At 71.9% G+C, this 15674-nt stretch carries 15 protein-coding genes; 12 read left to right on the top strand and 3 right to left on the bottom strand.

The features are described 5' to 3' along the window. Positions 1–302: 302 nt before the first annotated feature. The 4 genes from AC0680_RS12550 (at position 303) to AC0680_RS12535 (ending at position 4550) form a co-directional block, all read left to right on the top strand. A complete protein-coding gene (locus AC0680_RS12550) occupies positions 303–2390 on the top strand; it encodes a SpoIIE family protein phosphatase (RefSeq protein ID WP_478627421.1) in 2088 nt (695 codons plus the stop codon). Positions 2391–2612: 222 nt separating this feature from the next. After that, a complete protein-coding gene (locus tag AC0680_RS12545; RefSeq protein ID WP_478627420.1) occupies positions 2613–3167 on the top strand; it encodes a hypothetical protein in 555 nt (184 codons plus the stop codon). Further along, on the top strand, positions 3139–3804 hold the full coding sequence (locus tag AC0680_RS12540) for a CBS domain-containing protein (RefSeq protein WP_478627418.1): 666 nt from the start codon (positions 3139–3141) through the stop codon (positions 3802–3804). Before AC0680_RS12545 ends, AC0680_RS12540 begins: the two co-directional genes overlap by 29 nt. Positions 3805–3851: 47 nt before the next feature. Continuing rightward, complete coding sequence (locus AC0680_RS12535) at positions 3852–4550, top strand: CBS domain-containing protein (RefSeq protein WP_478627416.1); 699 nt, start codon at positions 3852–3854, stop codon at positions 4548–4550. A gap of 140 nt (positions 4551–4690) precedes the next feature. Here AC0680_RS12535 and AC0680_RS12530 read toward each other — a convergent pair whose 3' ends face one another. Continuing rightward, entirely contained in the window at positions 4691–5266 is a 576-nt protein-coding gene (locus AC0680_RS12530) for an Rv1733c family protein (RefSeq protein WP_478627414.1), read from the bottom strand. Positions 5267–5482: 216 nt separating this feature from the next. Between AC0680_RS12530 and AC0680_RS12525 the strand changes: the two genes are divergently transcribed. Then, the gene (locus AC0680_RS12525; RefSeq protein WP_478627413.1) at positions 5483–6190 is read left to right on the top strand and encodes a response regulator; all 708 of its coding nucleotides are present in this window, start codon (positions 5483–5485) and stop codon (positions 6188–6190) included. 29 nt (positions 6191–6219) lie between these two features. Here the strand turns inward: AC0680_RS12525 and AC0680_RS12520 are convergent, their stop codons facing one another. Continuing rightward, positions 6220–7929, bottom strand: coding sequence for a sensor histidine kinase (locus AC0680_RS12520; protein WP_478627412.1), 1710 nt, complete (start codon positions 7927–7929; stop codon positions 6220–6222). A gap of 303 nt (positions 7930–8232) precedes the next feature. Between AC0680_RS12520 and AC0680_RS12515 the strand changes: the two genes are divergently transcribed. The 3 genes from AC0680_RS12515 to AC0680_RS12505 all read left to right on the top strand — a co-directional run bounded on the left by AC0680_RS12515 (position 8233) and on the right by AC0680_RS12505 (position 11031). Continuing rightward, positions 8233–9225: an Acg family FMN-binding oxidoreductase gene (locus AC0680_RS12515; protein WP_478627409.1), complete on the top strand. Its 993-nt coding sequence runs from the start codon at positions 8233–8235 to the stop codon at positions 9223–9225. Positions 9226–9385: 160 nt separating this feature from the next. Then, positions 9386–10282, top strand: a complete 897-nt coding sequence (locus tag AC0680_RS12510; protein ID WP_478627407.1) for a universal stress protein — start codon at positions 9386–9388, stop codon at positions 10280–10282. Between the two features lie 152 nt (positions 10283–10434). Next, positions 10435–11031, top strand: coding sequence for a CBS domain-containing protein (locus AC0680_RS12505; RefSeq protein WP_478627405.1), 597 nt, complete (start codon positions 10435–10437; stop codon positions 11029–11031). A gap of 75 nt (positions 11032–11106) precedes the next feature. Here the strand turns inward: AC0680_RS12505 and AC0680_RS12500 are convergent, their stop codons facing one another. Then, on the bottom strand, positions 11107–11982 hold the full coding sequence (locus tag AC0680_RS12500; RefSeq protein WP_478627403.1) for a universal stress protein: 876 nt from the start codon (positions 11980–11982) through the stop codon (positions 11107–11109). 311 nt (positions 11983–12293) lie between these two features. Between AC0680_RS12500 and AC0680_RS12495 the strand changes: the two genes are divergently transcribed. The 4 genes from AC0680_RS12495 to AC0680_RS12480 all read left to right on the top strand — a co-directional run bounded on the left by AC0680_RS12495 (position 12294) and on the right by AC0680_RS12480 (position 15648). Further along, positions 12294–12524: a hypothetical protein gene (locus tag AC0680_RS12495; RefSeq protein WP_478627401.1), complete on the top strand. Its 231-nt coding sequence runs from the start codon at positions 12294–12296 to the stop codon at positions 12522–12524. A 272-nt stretch (positions 12525–12796) separates the two neighbouring features. Further along, positions 12797–13369 carry a toxin gene (locus tag AC0680_RS12490; protein ID WP_478627400.1) on the top strand — a complete coding sequence of 191 codons (573 nt, stop codon included), beginning with the start codon at positions 12797–12799 and terminating at the stop codon, positions 13367–13369. 48 nt (positions 13370–13417) lie between these two features. Beyond that, a complete protein-coding gene (locus AC0680_RS12485; RefSeq protein WP_478627399.1) occupies positions 13418–14650 on the top strand; it encodes an MAB_1171c family putative transporter in 1233 nt (410 codons plus the stop codon). Continuing rightward, on the top strand, positions 14647–15648 hold the full coding sequence (locus AC0680_RS12480; RefSeq protein WP_478627398.1) for an aldo/keto reductase: 1002 nt from the start codon (positions 14647–14649) through the stop codon (positions 15646–15648). Before AC0680_RS12485 ends, AC0680_RS12480 begins: the two co-directional genes overlap by 4 nt. The last annotated feature ends 26 nt before the right edge of the window (positions 15649–15674 follow it).

Genomic DNA, 15674 nt, shown 5'->3' with positions numbered 1-15674 from the left:
TCCCGGTGGCCGGTGGTGACTCCGCGGCCTCCGCCCGCGACACGCGGTGACGAGGCCGCGGTAGTCGCCGGGACGCGAAGCGTTACCCGGCGTGAGGGAGCCGGAGGCCGGCGGTGGGGCCCGGTGAAGCGCCCTGTGCGGCGGGAGCGGGACCGCGGCCGGACGAGGTGTCCGTCCGGCCGGTCCGGGGGGACCATGGAAGCCGGAGCACTCACGGGACGCGGCGAGGCCACACCCGCCGGCAGGCCACGGACCGGAGCGAGGGGAGTGCGGGCGGGTCCGGCTACGGAAGGAGGGCCCGGGTGAGCGCAGCCGATGACCTCCCGGCCGGCCCCGCCGAGCCGGAAGGGGGGCCGCCCCGGCCGAGCGGACTGCTGGATCTCCTCGGCGTCGCCGCGGTGCTGCTGGACGCCGAGGGGCGGATCGTCCTGTGGAGTCCGCAGGCCGAGGACCTGTACGGCTACCCGGCCGAGGAGGCACTCGGACAGTACGCCGCCCAGCTGCTGGTCAAGGAACAGCACTGGGACCTGGTCCTCAAGGAATTCGCCAAGGTCATGGAGACCGGCAAGAGCTGGGGCGGCACGTTCCCCGTGCGGCACAAGGACGGCACCGCGCGGCTGGTGGAGCTGCGCAACATGCGGCTGCTCGACGACCGCGGCGACTTCTACGCACTCGGGCTCGGCACCGACTCACCGACGCTGCGCGAGGTGGAGCGGGACGTCGCCCTGTCCACCCGGCTGATCTCCCAGTCGCCCATCGGGCTGGCGATCCTCGACACCGATCTGCGGTACGTCGCCGTCAACCCGGCCCTGGAACGGATGCACGGCATCCCCGCGAAGGACCACCTCGGCCGGCACTACCGCGAGATCATGACCGCGGCGAAGTTCGAGGTCCCGGAGGCCGCGATGCGCAAGGTCCTGGCGACCGGGGTTCCCATGGTCGACCAGTCCACCATCGTCGGCCGCACCCCGGCCGACCCGGGGCATCAGCACGCCTGGTCGATCTCGCTGTACCGGCTGGACGACCCCCAGGGGCGCGTGCTCGGGGTCGCCGACCTGGTGGTCGATGTCACCGACCGCTATCAGGCGGCCACGGAGGCCGCCGAGGCCCGACGGCGCCTGGCCCTGATCGCCGACGGCTCCGCCCGTATCGGCACCACCCTGGAGGTCGGCCAGACCGCCCGCGAGCTGGCCGAGGTCACCGTTCCCGAACTCGCCGACGTGGTCACCGTCGACGTGCTCGACTCCGTACTGGACGAGCACCGCCCGGCGAGCAGGGACGGCCCCGCGGTCTTCCGCGCGCTCGCGGTCAAGGCCGCCTACCCCAACGAGGCCGTCGACGCCGTCGATCGCCCCGGTGAGATCGCCGCCTTCGACGCCGACCGCCTGGCCACCCAGTGCGTACGGACCGGCCGGCCGATCCTGATCTCCCACACCGACGACACCGACCTGGCGCGCATCGCCCGCGACGACCGCGCCGCCGCGCTGCTGGCCCGCGCCGGGGTGCACTCCTACATGCTGGCCCCGCTCACCGCCCGCGGCCACATCCTCGGCTTCCTCGGCCTGAGCCGCGCCCGCAACCCACTGCCCTTCGGCGAGGACGACCTCGCCCTCGCCGCCGAGCTGGCCTCCCGAGCCGCCGTCTGCATCGACAACGCCCGCACCCACCAGAGCGTGCGCGCCGCCGCCGAGACCCTGCAGCGCAGCCTGCTCCCCGACCATCCGCCCCACCGCCCCGGACTGCAGGTCGCCTCCCGCTACCGGCCCGCACTGGCCACCTACGAGATCGGCGGGGACTGGTACGACGTCCTCCCGCTCGACGGCGACAAGACCGCCCTGGTCGTCGGCGACGTCATGGGCAGCGGCATCGACGCCGCCGCGACCATGGGCCGACTGCGCACGGCCACCAGCGCCTTCGCCGACCTCGACCTGGACCCCGCCCAGGTCCTCCAGCACCTCGACAAGATCACCTCGGGGCTGGAGCACTACATCGCCACGTGCGTCTACGCCACCTACGACCCGCACCGCGCCGAGTGCCATATCGCCACCGCCGGCCACCTTCCCCCTGCCCTCGTACGCAGCGGTAGGCGCCCCGAGTTCCTCGACCTGCCCACCGGCACTCCGCTGGGAGTCGGCGGCGTCCCCTTCGAAACCACCACCGTCGGCCTCGGACCGGGCGACCAACTGGTCCTGTACACCGACGGTCTGGTGGAAACCCGCCACCACGCCATCGACGAACGCCTCGAAACCCTCCGCCAGTTGCTCGACGCCCCCGACCGCACCCTGGAAGAGACCTGCGACCGACTCCTGCGCGAACTCCGCCGCCCCGACGACCCGGACGACGTCGCCCTCCTCATCGCCCGCACACGGCCGTTCGGGCCTGGCGCCTAGCGCGGCGAATCCGTACAGCTGTCACGCCCACGCCCCACGCCCACGTCCCTGTCCATGATCACGGCAACGGCCACCGCCGCGCCGCCTACGCCAGAGCCTCTTCAGGGAGTCCCGTATGCCGATGGTGAGTTCGGCCCTCCACCGATCCAGCCGATGTCAGACCCCGGCGATACCGTCGACACGGTCGAGATCGGCACCGCCCGCCCGCCTATCGGAGGTTCCGTGAGCAGCACGCATTCCCCCGTTCCCGAGCTCAACCTCCTCAAGGAACTTGAGGACGGCCTCGACGGGGAGTCCTTCTCCGACGGCTTCGAGCTGTTCGAGTATGGTCGCCTCTCCCCGCTCGGCCCCGAGCCGCCCGCCGAACTGCGCGCCCGGCTCATTCCGTTCGCCCAGGCGACGGCCTCCGGATCGTTCTACGCCCTGTGGAAGTGCGACGACGACGCGGATCTCGCCACGGTGCCGGTGATTTTCTGCGGGGACGAGGGCGAACTGTTCATAGCGGCCCGCGATCTGCGCGAGCTGTTCTGCCTGCTCGCGGTCGAGGACGAGGGTGGGGGTGCGGGCGAGGGCGCGCCGGCCCGTCATACCTATGTCGGGTGGCTGAAGCGCACTCTCGGGCTGGTGCCCGCCGGGAGGGCCGGACGGCCCTGTTTGTCGGCGCGGGCGGGCTTCAGGCTGGAGGTGTCGACCTGGACATACCTCCACGGTCTGCGTGCTGCCGGCCGGGTTCCGAGGAGGCGCCATCATGGGGAAGGTCCCGCACTTCGTCAGTGACGTGATGACCCGGCCCGTGGTCGCCGTCGATCACGGGGCCCGGTTCAAGGAGATCGTCGAGACCATGGAGCAGCGGAAGGTCAGCGCTCTGCCGGTGCTGGCGGGGGAGGGGCGGGTGATCGGTGTGGTGTCGGAGGCCGATCTGCTGCCCAAGGAAGGGTTCCGTGAGCGGGACCCGGAGCGACTGGAGCGGTTGCGGCGGTCGGACGACGTACGCCGGGCGGAAGCGGTGACGGCAGGGGAGCTGATGACCAGCCCCGCGGTGACGGTGCGCGCCGACGCCACGCTGGCCCAGGCCGCGCGGACGATGGCGCGTGAGTCCGTCAAACGGCTGCCGGTCGTGAACGGGGACGGGGTGCTGGTGGGCATCGTCAGCCGTGCCGACCTGCTGAAGGTCTTCCTGCGCTCCGACGAGGACCTGGCGCAGGAGGTACGTCATGTCATGGCGCAGCTGTTCGCGTCACCTGCCAGGGATCTGGAGGTCACGGTCGTGGACGGGGTGGTCACGCTCAGCGGCCACCTGCGGGACCGGTCCCTCGTTCCGGTGGTGGCGCGTCTGGTGCGTGGCGTCGAGGGCGTGGTCGACGTGAGTTTCGATGTGACCGGCACTGCTTCGGTCCGGCCACCAGCAGGCTGAAGGTGTCGCAGCGGTAGGGCGACGATCGGCCCGTAGGAGGAGGCGTCATGGCGCGCACCCCGCACAGCGTCAGCGATGTGATGACCCAGACGGTGGTCGCCGTCGGCGAGGACGCACGCTTCAAGGAGATCGTCGAGACCATGGAGCAGTGGCAGGTCAGCGCTCTGCCGGTGCTGGCGGGGGAGGGGCGGGTGATCGGTGTGGTCTCCGAAGCCGACCTGCTGCCCAAGGAGGAGTTCCGGGACGAGGATCCGGGGTTGCTGCAGCAGTCGCAACGGCTGGAGGCCCTGCGCAAGGCCGGCGCCCTGACCGCGGGTGAACTGATGAGTGCACCCGCGCTGACCGTGCACGCCGGTGACTCCATCGCCCAGGCGGCGCGGACCATGGCGCACAAGTCCGTCAAGCGGTTGCCGGTGGTCGACGCCCAAGGGATGTTGCAGGGCATCGTCAGCCGCTCCGACCTGCTGAAGGTCTTCCTGCGATCCGACGAGGACCTGGCGGCGGAGGTGCGTACCGAGATCGTCGACCGGCTGTTCGCCGAGGACCCGAAGGAAGTGCAGGTCGCGGTCGTCGATGGCGTGGTGACTCTGCACGGTCGGATCCGCGACAGGGCGCTGCTGCCTGTTGTGGCCCGCCTGGTGCGCGCGGTCGAGGGCGTGGTGGATGTGACGTTCGATCTTCCGGCGGACGGGGAGCCGGGGGCGGATGAGGGGCGTCCGGCAAGCGATGATGCCGGCAACCAATGATTCCGGACCCGATGATTCCGGGACCCGATGACTTCGGCTGCCTGATGACTCCGGTGCCTGGTGACTGACGGTGCCTGGTGACTGACGGTGGCGAACGGCACGGACGGGATGCCAGCGGCAGCCGGCAGCGAGCGTTCATTTCACTGCCAGTGGCGCCGCCCCTGCGCGTCGAGTTCCGCCCACTCCTTCTCCCACTGGGCGGAGCGCCTGCGGTTCAGCAGGCGGACGCCGGCCCTGTCCGCGCCGAAGAGCAGCAATCCGGTGCCGGACGCGGCCACGGTGCCGGCCACGATGCTCAAGGCCAACGGGTCCCCAGGGGTGCCCGGGTCCCGTACCAGCGCGCCATGCCGGTCCAGCCACACAGTGGTCCGGTCCCCGACGCGCACGCCGGGCACCACGGTCGTCTCTCCCGTATGCACCGTGCGGTCCGGGGCCGTCCACCGGACCCACGCATACACCCGGCCCGCCGAACCGCCACTGGTGTCGACGCCGACGCGGGCGGGCGGCTCCTTCGCCACCACCGCGGTGACGGTGTGCCGGCCGGCGCGCTGGTGCTGGGACGTGGTGTGCACCGCCTGACCGGCCACCATCCCGGCGGCCGGCGCCGCCACGGCGATCGCCAGCCCGGTGACCAGAGCCATCCAGGACTGCACCACGTCCGTGCCACGCCGCAGCGGCTCGCGCCGCCACGGTGGGTGAAGCTTCCACGGAGTCATCCCGCACTCCCTTCACCTGCTGTATCGAGGGTCTCACCGCAGGCAGGCGGGGGCGAGTGCCGAACGTCCCCGTCGGCAGGCGGTCCGCGTGGAGCGGGCCGGGACCGTTCGGCCCTGGCGCACCACCGCGGGGAGCGTCACGATGAATCAGGGAGCGCCACGATGAAATCAGGGAGCGCCACGAGGAAATCGGGGGCGGGTACCCCGGAGGGCGTCATGAGCAAGACGGGCGTGTTCTCACCGCAGCGGCCGGTCCGGGTCTTCCTGGTCGACGACCACGAGGTCGTACGGCGCGGCGTGCGGGACCTGCTCGATGCCGAGCCCGACATCGAAGTGGTCGGTGACGCAGGGACGGCCGGCCACGCGCTGGCCCGGGGCCCGGCGTTGCGGCCGGATGTCGCGGTGCTCGATGTCCGTCTGCCGGACGGCGACGGCGTCTCCGTATGCCGTGAGCTGCGCTCGCGGATGCCGGGGCTGGCCTGCCTGATCCTCACCTCGTTCGACGACGATGACGCGCTGCTTGACTCGATCATGGCCGGCGCGGCCGGCTATGTGCTGAAGGAGATCAAGGGGGCGGATCTGGTCGCCGCCGTGCGCACGGTCGCCTCGGGGCGGTCCATGCTCGACCCGGCGACCACGGCCCGGCTGATGCGCCGCCTGCGGGGGGAGGAGGACGAGGCGAAGCCCGAGGAGGACGCGCTGTCCGGGCTGTCGCCGCGCGAGCGGGAGATCCTCGGCCTGATCGGCGAAGGGTTGACGAACCGTCAGATCGGCGCACGGCTCTATCTGTCGGAGAAGACCATCAAGAACCACATCTCCCGCATGCTGTCCAAACTCGGCGTCGAGCGACGCATCCAGGCCGCGGTGCTCGCCACACGGGGCGGCGCGGTGCCCGGCGCGGACATGGGGCGACACGGGAACTGAGCGCCTGCTGGGTCGGATCGCGGCCGGTGCTACTCGGGGAGCGGGGCCCACCACAGCAGCCGGGTGCCGCCGTTCGGCCCCGGCGCGACGGCCATCTCGCCGCCCGCGCTCTCGGCCCGCTTGGCCAGATTCAGCAGACCGCTGCGCCGGCCGTCCTCGGACATCCCTACTCCGTTGTCCGTGACGGCCAAGGTGATCCGTCGGCCACGGGCGATCAGTGAGACATCCGCCGCGCTCGCGTGCGCGTGGCGGGCGATGTTGCTCAGCGCTTCCCCGAGAGCCGCCAGCACATGCTCGGCCAGCCCGTCCGGTACGTCGGTGTCGATGAGGCCCTCCATGTGCAGGGACGGCGTGAACCGCAGGGTGCGGGAGGCCTCTTCCAGCGCGGTGACCGTGCGGACCCGCAGTCCCTGCCGGCCGTGGGCGGCGTCGCGGGTGCGGAGCCCGAAGATGGTGGACCGGATGATCTTGATCGTCTCGTCCAGGTCGTCCACCGCGCGCAGCAGCCGTTCACCGGCTTCCGGGTGGTCCACGAAGCGGACCACGCTCTGCAGCGTCATGCCGATGGCGAAGAGCCGTTGGATCGCCAGATCATGCAGGTCGCGGGCGATCCGGTCGCGGTCCTTGAGCAGGGTCACCTGCTCCGCGGCGACGCGTTGCTCGGACAGCTCCATCGCCAGTGCGGCCTGGCCGGCGAACGTCAGCAACGGTGCGGTCTCCGGCTCGGTGAACGGGCCGTGCCCGTGGAGGCGGGCCAGCAGCAGCACCCCGCGGACCCGTTCGCCGGTGGCCATCGGGACCGCGACGGCGGGCCCCAGCCCCCACCAGCGGGGCGGACCGGCGGTGATACGGGGGTCGTGCTCGATGTCGTAGCTGGTCAGGGGGCTCTTGGCGGTGAACGCCGCGCCCATGAACGACCCGTGGCGGGGAAGGACCAGACCGCGGTGCGCTTCGGCGTCGACACCCGAGGCCAGTTCGACGCGCAGACAGTCACCCTCGACGGGCACCGCCAGGACGCCGAGGTCGGCGGAGAGGATGCGCACCGCGTGATCCACGATCGTCGCGAGCACATCGGCCGCCTCCGCGCCCGGCAGCAGCCCGGCGACGATCTCGCTGTTGGCCTCCAGCCACTCCTGGCGGTAGCGCGCCTCCTCGTAGAGCCGGGCATGCTCGATGGCCACCCCCGCCGCCACCGCCAGTGTCGACAGCAGGGTCTCGTCCTCGGCGGTGAAGTGCCCGCCGCCGCGTTTCTCGGTCAGGTACAGGTTGCCGAAGACCGCGTCGCGGACCTTGACCGGCACTCCGAGGAACGAGTGCATCGCCGGGTGGTGCGGCGGGAATCCGTAGGACGCGGGGTGCTCGCCCAGTTCGGTCAGCCGCAGCGGAGCGGGGTGACGGATCAGCTCACCGAGGATCCCGTGGCCGGCCGGCAGCGGGCCGATGGTCCTGACCTGCTCCTCGGTGACCCCGACGGGAAGGAACTGGCTGAGCCGGCCGTCCTCGCCGATCACCCCGAGCGCTCCGTACTCCGCGTCGGCCAGCACGACGGCGGCCTCGACGATACGGCGCAGCACCTGCGGCAGCTTCAGCCCCGTGCCCACCGACAGCACCGCTTCGAGCAGCAGGTGTTGCGGCCGGTCGGCGGTCTGCTCGGCCGTACGGAGGCGTTCCAGCAGGTCGTCGGGCAGCGCGTCCAGGCGTGGCCGCGCACCGTCCGTCCGGCCGGGATCCTCGTCCACGACACCCTCCGCTGCGGCCGGCGTCGACGGCCCGGCCACACCCTCCACGGTAGTGCGGCGAGCCGACGGGCACCTTGTGGGCCAGGGCTCCCGTCCGCCGGGTGCAGGACGGGCAGCAGGTCGCTGCGGCCGACATGAGCCCTTCGGCCCCGGCCGCCCGCCTTCCGGACCCGAGCCGATCGGTCCGCATCCAGGGCCCTGTGGCTCCTGACGGCACCGACGACGACGGCGCCACGCTGAAGGAGCCGGCAGATCCACCGTCCGTGCCGCGTCGGCGCGGTCCGAACCGCCCGGGAGGCCTCCGTGCTCACGCACACCACCCTCGACGACACCGCCGTGCGGACCCTCGTCGCCGACGCCGTCACCGCTCCCTCGATGCACAACGCCCAGCCGTGGCACTTCGACTACTGCCGCACGAATCGCACCGTCACCCTCTCCGCGGACTTCGACCGCGCCATGCCGATGGCCGACCCCACCACCCGCGGTCTCCATCTCGGTTGCGGCGCGGCCCTGTTGAACCTGCGGGCGGCCGCCGCACACGCCGGCCTCCGGACGAGGACGACCCTGTTGCCCGACCCGCACACGCCCGCGCTCCTGGCCGCGGTCCGCCTCGACGCCCCGCACGAACCCCTCGACGCCGGGCTCCGCGACCTCCATCGCGCGATCCGCGAACGGCACACCAGCCGCTGCCCCTTCGCCGAGCGGCGGATTCCGGACAGTGTCCGCGCGGCCCTCGCCGAGGCCGCGACCAGGGAAGGGGCCCGGCTGGAGTTCCTGACCACCTGGCACCGCGAGGCCGTGCTCGACCTGATCGTGCACGCCGAGGGCTACGACCGCATGGACGACGGCCGGGAGGCCGAACAGCGGAGCTGGACCCGCGACACCTCCGCCGAATCGCCCGTCGACGGCGTTCCGGACTACGCCTTCGGTCCCGTGAAGTACGGGGGCGGGGCACCCGTACGGAACTTCGCGGGCCGGCGCTCGCTGCCCGGCCGCGGCTACGCCGCCTTCGAACAGCAGCCGCAACTGGCCTCGCTCACCACCACCCGCGACCGCCCCGCCGACTGGCTCCGCGCCGGCCAGGCCCTGGAACGCGTGCTGCTGCTCGCCACCAGCGAAGGGCTCGCCGCCTCCTTCGCCTCCCAGGCCCTGGAATGGCCGGACCTGCGCTGGCTGCTGCGCGACCCGCTCCACGGCACCGGCAACGTGCAGATGATCCTGCGCCTGGGCTACGGCCCCCAGGGGCCGCGCACGCCGCGCCGAGCGGTGGACCAGGTACTGACCATCACGCCGTGACCACCGGCCTGCCGGGCCGAACCTGGGCCGTTCGGCCCCCTGGCAGCGCCCAACGACTCATTGGTGCGGATACGGGGCGTCCAGCAGGCTTGGAACACGGGTCGGCCACCCGGGCGACCCGGGAGGTCCACGCTCGCACCGCGCGGGAAGAAGGACAGCCATGGAGCCGGAAATCATCACGGTGGGGCTCGACGGATCGGTGGAGAGCCTGGCAGCCGCCCGCTGGGCGGCCGACGAAGCGGACCGGCGGAAGGCCGTGTTGCGGCTCCTCCACGCCTGGATACTGCTCGCCGCCGAGGCACCGGACACACCGCCCGACCGCGACCAGAACGCCGGCGCCCGCCGGATCGTGCGCCAAGCCCTGGACGAGGTACGCGAACGCCATCCTGATGTGCGGATCGTCGAGGATCTGGTGGGCGCCGAGGCCGATGCGGCGCTGCTGCGCGCGGCGGACGAGTCGCGGATGGTCGTGCTCGGGACCCGGGCGCTCACCGCGTGGGAGAGCTATGTGCTCGGCGATGTGAGCCTTGATGTCGTGGGCCGGGCCGAGGGGCCGGTCGTTCTGGTGCGGGGGAGTTGGTGCGCCGAACCGCAGCGCTCCGGGGCCGTGGACCAGGCCCCCTCGGGCCAGGAGCCGAGAGTCGTCGTCGGCGTCGGCCTGAACGGCCCCTGCGACCCCCTGCTCGCCTTCGCCTTCGACGCCGCGGCGACCCGGGGACTGCCGCTGCAGGCCGTGCACGGACGGTCCCTGCCCGTGCACGCCTACGCGCCCTGGGGGGTGGACCCCGAGGTGGCCGAGGAGATCACCAAGGAAGCGGACGCCGAGCTCCGAGAGTGCGTGGGCCCCTGGGCGGAGCGCTTCCCCGACGTGGCGGTGCGGCTGACCGTACTGCCGGAGAGTCCGGCGCGGGCCGTGATCCAGATGGTCGCGGGGGCCGAACTCCTGGCGCTCGGCCGCAGACGCCACCGTCCGCTGCTCGCACCGCGCGTCGGACCCGTCGCCCACGCCGCGATCCACCATGCGACCTGCCCGGTGGCCGTGGTCCCGCACGAGTGAGGCCACGTGAGGCCGTATGGGGCAAGCCCGGCATCGCCGTCCCGGTCCCGCACCGCCAGGGACGGATACTGGCCGGCACAGGGGCGCGGCAGGCTCGTACGCACCGGACGTGAGCCTCGTATGCACGGCACTCGAGAAGGGACCAGCCCGAGATGCGGCATCGCAGCGTTGCCGACCTGATGACGCCCCATGCCGTCGTCGCCCAACCGGGTACCCCGTTCCGGGAGATCGCGCGGTTGCTCCACGAGTACGACATCACCGCCGTGCCGGTCGTCGATGAGGACGAGCGGCCGGTGGGAGTCGTCTCCGAGGCCGATCTGCTGCGCCGGCCGTCCGACGAGCGGGGCCGCACCACCGCCGGTGCGATCATGACCAGCCCCGCCGTGGTGGCGCGGCCCGATTGGAGCGCCGTGCGGGCGGCCAGGACGATGGAGGAGCGGAAGGTCAAGCGCCTGCCGGTGGTCGACGACTCCGGCCGGCTCATCGGGGTGATCAGCCGCAGCGATCTCGTGCAGCTGTTCCTGCGGCGGGACCGGGCGATCCAGGAGGAGATCCTGGAGGACATCCTGACCCGCACCCTGGGCATCGCGCCCTCCGCCGTCACGGTGGACGTCGCCGACGGCACGGTGACGCTCAGCGGCACCGTGGAACGCGGAAGCCTCGTGCCCATCGCCGTGCGCCTGTGCGAGAGCGTCGACGGCGTGGTCGAGGTGATCGACCGGCTCACCGCCGAGGAGGGCGACGCATAGCCGGCCGTGCCCGCGGCGTCCGGCCGGCACGGCGCGGTGGACCGCGGCGGGCGCACGACCGGGCCGGTGACACGCTCAGACGCCCGGAACGACCGCCACGGGGCAGGGGGAGTGGTGCAGGACGGCGAGGACGACGGGGCCGAGCAGCATGGGGGAGCGCCGCACACCGCGTCCGATGACCAGCAGACCGGCCTGCGAGGCGGCCGCCAGCAGTACGGGCACCACTCTGCCGCTCTCCATGTGCTCGACCACCTCCACTTCGGGAAACCTCCGCCGCCACGAACGCAGGGCGTCGGTGAGCGCCTTCTGCTCGCCGCGTACCAGCTCCGGGTCCTCCGGGGGAAGGCCGGCGGCGTCCGGGGCGAGACCGCCGAGATCGGGCGGCTGCCGTACGCGCACGGCCCGCAGCCCGGTGTGATGGGTGTCGGCGGCCGTGAACCCGAAGTCCAGTACCGGCTCGCCCGCCACGCCCGTGTTCCGCACCCCGACCACGATCTCCGGCTCGGCGTACGCGTCCGCCTGCTCCTCGCGCACCGTGACCACCGGGCACCCTGCGCTTCCGAGTACATGCAGGCTGACCGAGCCCAGCAGGAAGCCGTTGATGGCGCTGTGCCCGCGCGATCCGAGCACCAGCATCGACGCCCGCCCGCTACGCTCCGTCAACGCGGCCACGGCGTCCTCGGGGACCTGCTCGGTCGTCACCACGATGTCCGGACAGGCGGTGCGCGCCGCCGCTTCGGCCGCGTCCAGCACCTCGGTGCCGCAGCGTTTCCGGTCGCCGGCCCGATGTGCGTCGCGGACGCCCGGCGGCTGGGAACTCCGTGAATGCAGGAGGTGAAGCGGCAGGTCGCGGGCCGCTGCCTCGGAGGCACCCCAGCGCACCGCCGGCACGCTGTTCCCGGTGCCGTCCACGCCGACGACGACTGAGCCGCTGACGACTGGGCCGCTCATGATGCACCTCCGCGAAGCCGGGGCCACAGACCACATCCCCTCCTGCTTCCAGCATCGCGAGAGCAGGGAGTGGACTCATGGGCCGAGCGGGCCCAACCGGGTGGGCACATCGGCACAACGGAAGAAGTGGGGGGAGAATCTTGCGATTGTTCCGATTTTGGGCAGTTGCTTGTAGGGTCCTCTGTACGTCTCCGTGAAGCTGCGGCCCTGAGTGCGTGGTGATGGGGGTGTAGGGCCTCGGCCTGCGGTGAAGCGGTTGAGTGCCCGGCCCCCTCAGGCAGTTCGCGCACGCGTGGGAACTGGGAGGAGCCATGAAGAAGCTCATCGCGACAGTGTTCGTCGCCGCATTGTGCGCCGTCGGTGGCGCCGGTACCGCTTCCGCGGCCACCCCGGCGCCCGGGCCCCCACCGGGTCCCGATACGACCACCGTGACGTTCGACTGTCCCCGCCCGCACGGCACCTTCACCATCACGGCGGATCCGTGGGTGATGGGCCAGTACGAGTGGTACTACGCAAAGCTCGGCTGCGCCCACACTCCGTAGCCCTGCGCCCCTGGCGGTTGCCTTCTCCAAGGCCCCTCACCTGCGAGCATCCGGACCCGCTCGCCCCTGCCCCGTACCGATCGGGCCAACCACCGCTCCGAGGGCCGGAATTCACCGGGAACGCCGGTTGACGGGCATCCCGGAAAATGCGTCGCACTATCAGAAGAGCTACTGTGCTCGGGTGTCTTGTGCGGCGCGCCACGGCTCCTGCGGGCGTGCCTTCGTTCGGCGAGACGACGAGACCGGCGGTGAGGAAGGAGAAGGCACAGGCCGTGGCCTTGACCTCCAGGGCTCACAAGCAGCCCCGCAAGAAGGAACTCAAGCACCTGCGACGGGCCTCGGATGCCGTACTGGCACGCCTGGACCTGTCCGACGGATGCGATATCACCACGCTGGTGGAACGACTCAGCGCGGACAGAGGACGCCCGATCCGGTTGGTATCGCTTCCCCTGGGAGCGAAGGCTCCCTGCGGGATGTGGCTGGCGACGGACACCTTCGACGTCATCGTGGTCGAGGCGGACACCAGCCGTCTGCACCGGGACCACATCATCGCCCACGAGCTCGCGCACATGCTGTGCAACCACTGCGACTCCGCGGGATTCAACACCGCGATGATGCGCGATCTGATGCCGAATCTGGATCCGCAGCGGGTGCGGGAGATGCTGGCGCGCACCAGCTACTCCACCGCGGAGGAGCAGGAGGCGGAGATCGTGGCCTCCCTCATCCTCGAACGCGTCACACGTCCTTCGGTGGAGTCGGTGTGGAGCGTTCCGTCCGCCGACGCCGAGACGGTCGGACGTATCGAGAGCTCGCTCAATCCGGGCCCGGGGCCCCATGCCCACTAGGGCCTGTCCGCTGGGTCATGGCCGGGCCGTCGGCCGTCAGGAGTTCTCATGACCGCCGTGAAGGCCGTCGTCTTCCCCGCGTGCGCCGTCCTGTGCGCCCTCGCGCTGCTCTACAAACTGCGCGACCTGCGCCATCACAGACGCGATCCGGCGCTGCTCGCCCTGCTCATCGCCTTCGCCTGCAAGGGCATCTCGTTCACGCTCTCCACGCCCTCCGTCGCGCAGGCCGTGGACGCGCGCCTCGGGGTGGCCGACATCGGGGCGCTGGGCATCCATCTCTTCGGCGGCGTCGCCTCCAGTGCCGCCTTCCTCACGGCGATCGTCTACTGGGTGTACCCGCCCGAGGCCGCCCGGCGGCGTGCTCTGGTCCGGCTCCTCATCGCGGCCCTGTGCGCCGTCGCCATGGTCACCATGTGGGCGGCGGCGGGCGCGGGCGCACAACAGCGCAGCGCGCACTATCTGCTGCAGAACGCGCACCGCCCCTTGGTCGGCGCCTATCTGCTGCTCTACGTCACCGCGTTCGGCGCCGGGATGATCGAGATCATCCGACTGTGCCGCCGCTATGGGCGGGTGGCGGGACGGCAATGGTTGCGAAGGGGGCTGTACTGCACGGCGATCGGCGCCGGCGCCTGCCTCGTCTACTGCCTCAACCGCCTGCTCTCGCTGATCGCGGTGCAGAGCGGACTGGACCCGCTGGAATGGGAACTGCTGACCCCGGTGGCCAACGGGACCGGCATTCTCTTCCTGGTAGCCGGACTCACCATGCCTTCCTGGGGACCGCGGGTCGCCGAGTGGCGGCGGCTGGTCCGCAACTTCGTCACCTATCAGCGGCTGCACCCGCTGTGGGCGGCGCTGTACGCGGCCGTGCCGGACATCGCGCTCAACCCGCAGCACGCCGGTCGCCTCGCCCGCTTCCTGCCCGGCGACATCAGCTACCGCCTCTACCGCATGGTCATCGAGATCCAGGACGGTCTGCTCGCGCTGCGCCCGTACATGGCTCCGGCCGTGGCCGCCGGCGCCCGGCAGTCGGCCGAGGAGGCGGGGCTGTCGGGCGACCGGCTGCACGCCATGGTCCAGGCCAGATCGCTGGTGTCGGCCCTGCGCGCGAAGCACGACGACCGGCCGCCGGTCCGGGAGTCCGCGACGGTCGGCCCGGAGCCCGCCACTGACGGGGGCTACGCAGAAGAAGTCGGGTGGCTGCTGCATGTCGCCCGCGCCTACACCGCGGTCCGGTCCACCGACCGGGCCGCTGACCGGTCCACTGAGGAGAAGACTCGATGAAGTACCGCAGACTGGGCGCCGACGGCCCAGAGGTGTCCGCGATCGGCCTGGGCTGCATGGGCATGTCGATCGCCTACGGGGTCCCGGACGAGGAGGAGTCCCAGCACACCCTGGACCACGCCCTCGAGGCCGGCATCACCCTCCTGGACACCGCCGACGCCTACGGACAGGGCAGCAACGAGGAGTTGGTCGGCCGCTGGCTGCGCAGGCACGCCCATGAGCGCGACCGGCTCGTCGTCGCGACCAAGTTCGGGCTCCGCCATGACGCGGCCACGGGCCGGGTCGGCGACGTCGACACCTCCGCCGACTACGTCCCGCTCGCCTGCCGGGCCTCGCTGCGCCGCCTGGGCGTCGAGCACATCGACCTCTACTACGCCCATCGCCGCGACCCCGCCACCCCCGTCGAGGAGACGGTCGGTGCCATGGCCAAGCTGGTGGAGGACGGGCTGGTACGCCACATCGGACTGAGCGAGGTCAGCCCCGCGACGCTGCGCAAGGCCCACGCCGTCCACCCGGTCAGCGCGGTCCAGGTGGAGTACTCCCTGTTCACCCGTGGCGTGGTGGAGGGCGAACTGCTCGCCACCTGCCGGGAACTGGGCATCGCCGTAGTGGGCTACTCCCCGCTCGGGCGCGGCATGCTCACCGGTGCCCTGTCCTCCCGCGGCGACTTGGCGCCGCAGGACAACCGCCGGCGCTGGCCCCGGTTCGCCGACGAGAACATCCAGCGCAACCTGGCGCTCGTCCAGGCCGTACGGGACGTCGCCGAGCGGATCGGCTGCTCGCCCGCGCAGGCCGCACTGGCCTGGCTGCTCGCCCAGGGCGAGGACATCGTGCCCATCCCGGGTACCAAGCGCCGGCGCTATCTGCAGGAGAACGTCGCCGCCGTGGCACTGACCCTGTCCGAGGCCGACCGCGAACTGCTGCGTCAGGCCGTCCCCGAAGAGGCCGTGGCGGGCGAGCGCTACCCGGAATCGGCCCTGGAGCGGCTGGGGCACTGAACGGGTTTCAGCGAACGGGCCGGCGG

The sequence above is a fragment of the Streptomyces sp. NPDC043738 genome (assembly GCF_056436545.1).
The sequence above is the reverse complement of the archived record's forward strand: the minus strand, read 5'-3'. Positions and strand labels throughout refer to the sequence as shown.